The 6,174-nt window shown below is 44.2% G+C and carries 4 protein-coding genes; 3 read left to right on the top strand and 1 reads right to left on the bottom strand.

Annotation, left to right across the window (positions count from 1 at the left end; translation table 11 throughout):
• Positions 1-2,568: Calx-beta domain-containing protein (locus KE626_RS34380; protein WP_211977677.1), on the bottom strand; the 2,568-nt coding region annotated here is incomplete at its 3' end.
• Positions 2,569-3,047: 479 nt separating this feature from the next.
• On the opposite strand from KE626_RS34380, the gene ahcY reads away from it, so the two are divergent.
• From ahcY to KE626_RS34365, 3 genes are all read left to right on the top strand, one after another.
• Entirely contained in the window at positions 3,048-4,376 is a 1,329-nt protein-coding gene (ahcY, locus tag KE626_RS34375) for an adenosylhomocysteinase (protein WP_211977675.1), read from the top strand.
• Between the two features lie 144 nt (positions 4,377-4,520).
• A complete protein-coding gene (locus KE626_RS34370; RefSeq protein ID WP_211977673.1) occupies positions 4,521-5,249 on the top strand; it encodes a pyridoxine 5'-phosphate synthase in 729 nt (242 codons plus the stop codon).
• 159 nt (positions 5,250-5,408) lie between these two features.
• Positions 5,409-6,174, top strand: a 766-nt coding sequence (locus KE626_RS34365) for a hypothetical protein (protein WP_211977671.1), incomplete at its 3' end; no start/stop codon positions are given.

Raw genomic sequence — 6,174 nt, 5'->3', positions numbered from 1 at the left:
CCTGGCTGATTTATAACCAGCTGGCAGCGACATTTTAATGGCGGTGCTGTTGCCTTCGTTTAATGTAACACTATCAGCTGTCAGCGTCAGTACTTTCTTCGAAGGATCTGTAACATCTACAATAGTGACCTTCACACTATCTTTCACCAGTATACCGTTATCCGGTGAATATCCAACCAGCAACAGGTCGCGGGTATCATCAAAAACATTGTTGCTGGTATTGGTTACGCCAACAGTATCGGAAAGCACGCGGCCCGCAGGAATAGTTACTGAGTCAACCGCAAACGTATAAGTGCCGGGGAGTGCGGTAGAAGAACTGCCGGGCTTAAACTTCACTTTGATGGGAATTTGCGTGGTAACACCACTGGGCAATTCTGCCCATACATTTGGTACAACGCCTTCATTCACACTTGCAGCAGAAATATGTAAGATGATGGGAGCTGTCATTGGCAGCTGTGCATCAATAATATCAAGATTAACGGGGGCGTTGGTTAACGCTGTATGAGCAACGTTTTCCGTGAGCGTGAGTGAAAGGCCGAGTTGCTCGGTTCCTTCAATTTTGTTATCGTCCAAAATCTTAAAGGTCACCGGGATCTCGTGCCCTCCAGGCAGAATAGTGGCGGTATCAGGCAGCTGATAGTCCACGTTATTGGTGGCGGTAGAGGTGCCTGACTTATTGATCTTTATACCAATAGGAACAGCTGTGGTTACATGAGGCGGCAGGGTAAAAGTAAGCTGTCCGTCGTATGGTTCTTTCAGTAAGGCCGGGGCATCTGCTGTTATAGATACGATCGTCAGCGCAGGATTGAGCCTTGTTGAATCTTCCAGGATCATTGATTGGGAAGAAGTTTGCGACTGGCCCATTACCACTGCATCTGCCTTAAATTTCAGCAGTTCGTCTTTTTCAATAATGCTGTCGGGTATAGCCCTTACAGGAATATTCACGCCATTGGAATCTATTTCAATCCATCCCTGTTGATTAAATGTAAAATCAGTACCGGATGTTGCTTCAGTGCCGCTTTGAACAGACAACGTAACTTCGGTTCTTTCTGTGGCCATTACGCCGGGAGGCAGGGACACGCGCACGGAATCAATAATTCCTTCTTTAATTTTTGCCGGGGTAGTAAGCGTGATATTTTTCGGCTCGTCGTCGCGGATCGTATAATCGCAGGTGGTAATACTGCCTACCGTCAGCATTTGGTTATCCGTTACCTGTTCCAGTTGTAATTTAAAATGACGGCTGTACTCCAGTTTGTTGTTTCCGATAATACCAATATTCTTTAACTGGATATATGATCCGGTAGGGTAATTGCCCCGCGGGATCATATAGCCACCCTGAAAGGTAAAGTCGGTACCCTGTATTGCGGGGTGCGGATCGCCGGGATCTGCCGGCAGCAGGTTTATTTTCACCCAGAGGGGAGCATTCAGCACCCCGCCTGATTCTACTTTAAGTCGCAGGTCATAAGGGTCATGTGTGCTTCCAAGCGGGCCTTCATCACCGGTAGTATCGCTTCTTTCAAAGGAAACGGTAATAGGGTTACTGCCATAACTTGTTGGCGTGCTGGTCAGGTTTAAATTTACCGGCAGCAAACTATCTCCATAGGCAATCCCTAGTCTTGTACCTACTGCCTGGTTTAAATTTTTATTACCCATGGAAATATCCACCGCAGATCCTTTACGGTTATTGGTATAGGAAGCGCTGGTATTAATAGCGTTGCTGAGTTTACCGGCGATCATATTAAGCCGTTGGGTGTATACGCCAAAAAAATAGGAGCTAAACTGGCTATAGGCATGAAAAGTATGAATCAAAGGGCCTGGTGTAAAGATGCCGGGAGGGTTCATACCTACAGGCATAGCAGAACCGGGTCCTCTTACAAACCCTAATACCGACAGGTCCGCGGCTTTATATCCATATTGCCATTTGCTGTTCTCGTCTATAGGGTTATTATAATCATCATCCTGCTGGGTGGAATACTCTTCAAAATAAACATGCGGCACATTGGCGTAGTTTTGATTGTACACCGTAAAATCAATGGTATAATATTTTTCAGGCTTTATATAGCTGATGGTCATTATAACCGTAGAAGGATATTGATAGGTATTACCATTGCTAGTTTCCGTATTAATCACCTTTCCCACCATGCTCACCTGGTAGGGATCAGCGGCAGTACCGCTACCCATTACCTCGGAAACAGCATGATAAGTAACGTCCACGAAATCTTCCGGTGAGGGGCGCATGGGATCTTCAATTCTGAAGTTAATATGTGTTTTGGCGCCGAGGTACCTGCTGGCGGGCGGTACGGCAAGGTTATAATCTTTAGCCGTTTCCGTTTTGCCCTTTCTGAATACCGCATAGGAGCCGTCACTGTTGATCTCCAAACGTAAACCGTCGCTGGCTGTGTGGCCACCGCCCGGGTTAATTACCACAGGAAAAGTTTGTTGTGCATTTACACTGTTGCTTATAAGGAAGAATGCGGCTGCCAGGCATAATGCCCTAAGCAGGATCACGTAGATACGGCGGGGCATACCTTGCTCATTTAATTTCGTAGGATAGGAAAGGAGTAACATATAAGCGTGTAAATTTCTATTTATACATATAGATTTTTAGTCACAAAATGTGAAAAACAGTCCTTTGCAAAACCCTATATGCGAATCTCTCTAATTGGCTCTCACCCAACAGCTTCTAATAATGTTCCTTTCTTTCTTCTGATGAAACTGAAAAACCTGCTGTGGGCAATTATGCTAAAATCTAAAGTCTAATGCCAGAGGGCTGCTGAGACGCACGTATGGCGTTTTTTATGATTTTTATAATTATTGTATACGCTTCAGGCTGTAGCACATTTCCAAACAATTATATATAAAATCATATATTTTAATTAGCAAATCTATAATAATATTTATATTAAATCAAATTAATTTATCTGGGGAAATGGAGGGGCTTCATACCGGGGTGATTAACAAAAATTTAGCCTGGTTACTGCGGTAACCGCGCAGGATCATTATGTTAAAAGTTAAAATAACCCTAGCTTTGCAAAAAACAATTCAGAATGTCTACTATAGCAAAATCAAACATTGACTTTAGCCTCGGATACAAGGTAAAAGATATGTCTCTGGCGGCATGGGGTCGTAAAGAGATAGAACTGGCGGAAGCAGAAATGCCAGGCCTGATGTCATTGAGAGAAGAATATGGTAATACCAAGCCTTTACAGGGCGCGCGTGTTGCCGGTTGTTTGCATATGACTATCCAGACTGCCGTATTGATTGAAACACTGGTTCACCTCGGTGCTGAAGTACGCTGGAGCTCCTGCAACATATTTTCAACCCAGGACCATGCTGCTGCTGCCATCGCTGCTGCCGGCATCCCTGTATTTGCCTGGAAAGGTTTGAACGAACAGGATTTTGACTGGTGCATTGAACAAACCCTGTTCTTTGGCAGTCCTGACCGTCCCCTGAACATGATCCTGGACGATGGCGGAGATCTGACCAACATGGTTTTCGACAAGTATCCTGAGCTCATACAGCATATCAAAGGATTGAGTGAAGAAACCACTACCGGTGTTCACCGCTTATACGAGCGTATGAAAGCAGGTACTTTACCAATGCCGGCTATCAACATTAACGACTCTGTTACTAAATCCAAATTTGATAACAAATATGGCTGCCGCGAATCCTGCGTAGATGCGATCCGTCGCGCTACCGACGTAATGATTGCAGGTAAGGTTGCTGTAGTTGCAGGTTTTGGTGACGTTGGTAAAGGTTCTGCTGAATCACTGAGAGGTGCAGGCGCCCGCGTTATCGTTACTGAAATTGACCCCATCTGCGCATTACAGGCTGCCATGGAAGGTTATGAAGTAAAGAAAATGAACGATGCTGTAAAAGAAGCAGATATCATCGTTACCACCACCGGTTGCCGCGATATCATCACCGGCGAACACTTCAAACTGATGAAGGATAAATGTATCGTTTCCAATATCGGTCACTTCGATATCGAAATCGATGTTGCCTGGTTAAATAAAAACTACGGTAATACTAAAGTTGAAATCAAACCACAGGTAGATAAATATACTATCGATGGTAAAGATATCATCCTGCTGGCTGAAGGCCGCCTGGTAAACCTGGGTTGCGCTACCGGCCACCCTTCTTTCGTAATGAGTAACTCCTTCACCAACCAGGTACTGGCTCAGCTGGAACTGTGGCTGCACTCAGAAAACTACGAAAACAAGGTATATGTACTGCCTAAACACCTGGATGAAAAAGTAGCCCGCTTACACCTGAAAAAAATCGGCGTGGAACTGGATACCCTGACCTCCGCACAATCTGAATATCTCGGTATTCCGGTTGCAGGTCCGTTCAAACCAGACTACTACAGATACTAAGCAGAAGCAGAAAGCTTAAAGCAAAAAGCTATTAAGGCGAATAATCTTAGCGTAATTTAAATTCGCTAAGATTATTCGCCTTAATAGCTTTTTGCTTTAAGCTTTCTGCTTTGTGCTTTCTTCCATAAGAAGTATTTTTGCACCATGACAAAGCTGAGTGTAAACATCAATAAGTTTGCTACCCTGCGGAATGCACGGGGAGGCAATCTACCGGATATATTAAAAGTGGCCCAGGACTGTGAACGCTTTGGTGCCGATGGTATCACCGTTCACCCCCGTCCGGACGAACGTCATATCCGTTACCAGGATGTCAGAGACCTGAAACCACTGGTAACAACAGAATTCAATATTGAAGGCTACCCTTCGCAGGATTTTATGGACCTGGTACTGGAAGTAAAACCCCATCAGTGTACCCTGGTACCCGATCCGCCGGATGCCATTACCTCTAATACCGGCTGGGATACCATCGCCTGTCAATCTCAACTGAAAGACGTGATCTCCGAGCTGAAAAAAGCAGGGATACGCGTATCTATCTTCCTCAACGCAGATGTCAGTAAAGTAGCAGGCGCCAAAAGCGCCGGAGCCGACAGGATTGAACTATATACCGGTCCTTACGCTGAAGAATATACGAAAGCACGCACACAGCCGCAAAACCTGCAGCTGTTCAACGACTATAAAAATACAGCGAAAGAAGCCACTGCTATTGGCCTGGACCTCAATGCAGGTCACGACCTCAACCTCGATAACCTCCGCTTCTTCAAGCTGCATATCCCGCAACTGAAAGAAGTATCTATCGGGCATGCACTCGTGGCAGACGCATTGTACTTCGGATTGGAAAATACAATACAACTATACAAACGACAGCTGGGATAAACCGCCTGTCAGCTTAAAGGAAAAAGGCAGTGAAGATGATCTTCACTGCCTTTTTTGCGATCAGTGGCAACCCAACAAATACGCAAACCGGCCCTATTATTTAACATTACAACCCGCACATAAAAATTTACTTTAGCCATTCAAACAAGCCAAACAACTATGGAAATACCAGGCAGCTTCATTAAAATATTCCCGGAATATGAGGATGTTTTTTATGATGATATAAAAAATCACAAAAAATATTTCCTGCCCCTGTGCTCGGTTAACCTGAAATTCTTTTCGCAAGACAAAGATCAGTGGCTGCATTTTGTATCCGTAAAGGAAATCTATGATGGTCGTGTGGGTGAAAACACAACAACATTTCACACCAACTACACCAGGTGCGATATGTTCGGCTTTGATATCATAGACGGGAAATATAAGTTTGATGCGAACTGGGAATACTTTAGCGTTTCCACGGAAATTTCACCTGAAAGTTATCACCTGGAATATACCGACGAAGAGATACAATTCAATTTTAATGAAGCCATGTATCAATTAAAGAAGTCGTATTATAAAACGTTTGGAAAACTATATGATCGTGATTTCTACAGACCGGGGTTAACCGTAGATGGCATCAGGAAACTGGAAAGGTTGTTGAAACTTACTGCAGCAGACATACATAACGACCCGCCTTCAGATTACTTTTCAGAAAGTATAGGTAAGAAAATCAATGGGGTATTAGATGAAATTAATATAGATAATCTGCCGCTGGATGAATGCACATACGCAGGCACCAACCTGATCGATAAACCTGTCAGGCCAGATGGTAATATTTTTAACTACATCGCCTGTATGGAAGGATACAATTTCCAGGAAAACGCCGCTGATCAGGTTTATCTGTTTCATGATGATCAGCTGAAGAAGGCTGTAATTTGTTTGGAAT

Source organism: Chitinophaga hostae, assembly GCF_018224885.1.
Lineage (GTDB): Bacteria > Bacteroidota > Bacteroidia > Chitinophagales > Chitinophagaceae > Chitinophaga > Chitinophaga hostae.
This window is presented reverse-complemented; position numbering and strand designations above follow the sequence as displayed.

What these genes read in the sequence shown, in the direction of transcription:
- ahcY (WP_211977675.1), top strand. Translation starts at nt 3,048, where the DNA reads ATGTCTACTATAGCAAAATCAAACATTGACTTTAGCCTCGGATACAAG.
- KE626_RS34370 (WP_211977673.1), top strand. Translation starts at nt 4,521, where the DNA reads ATGACAAAGCTGAGTGTAAACATCAATAAGTTTGCTACCCTGCGGAAT.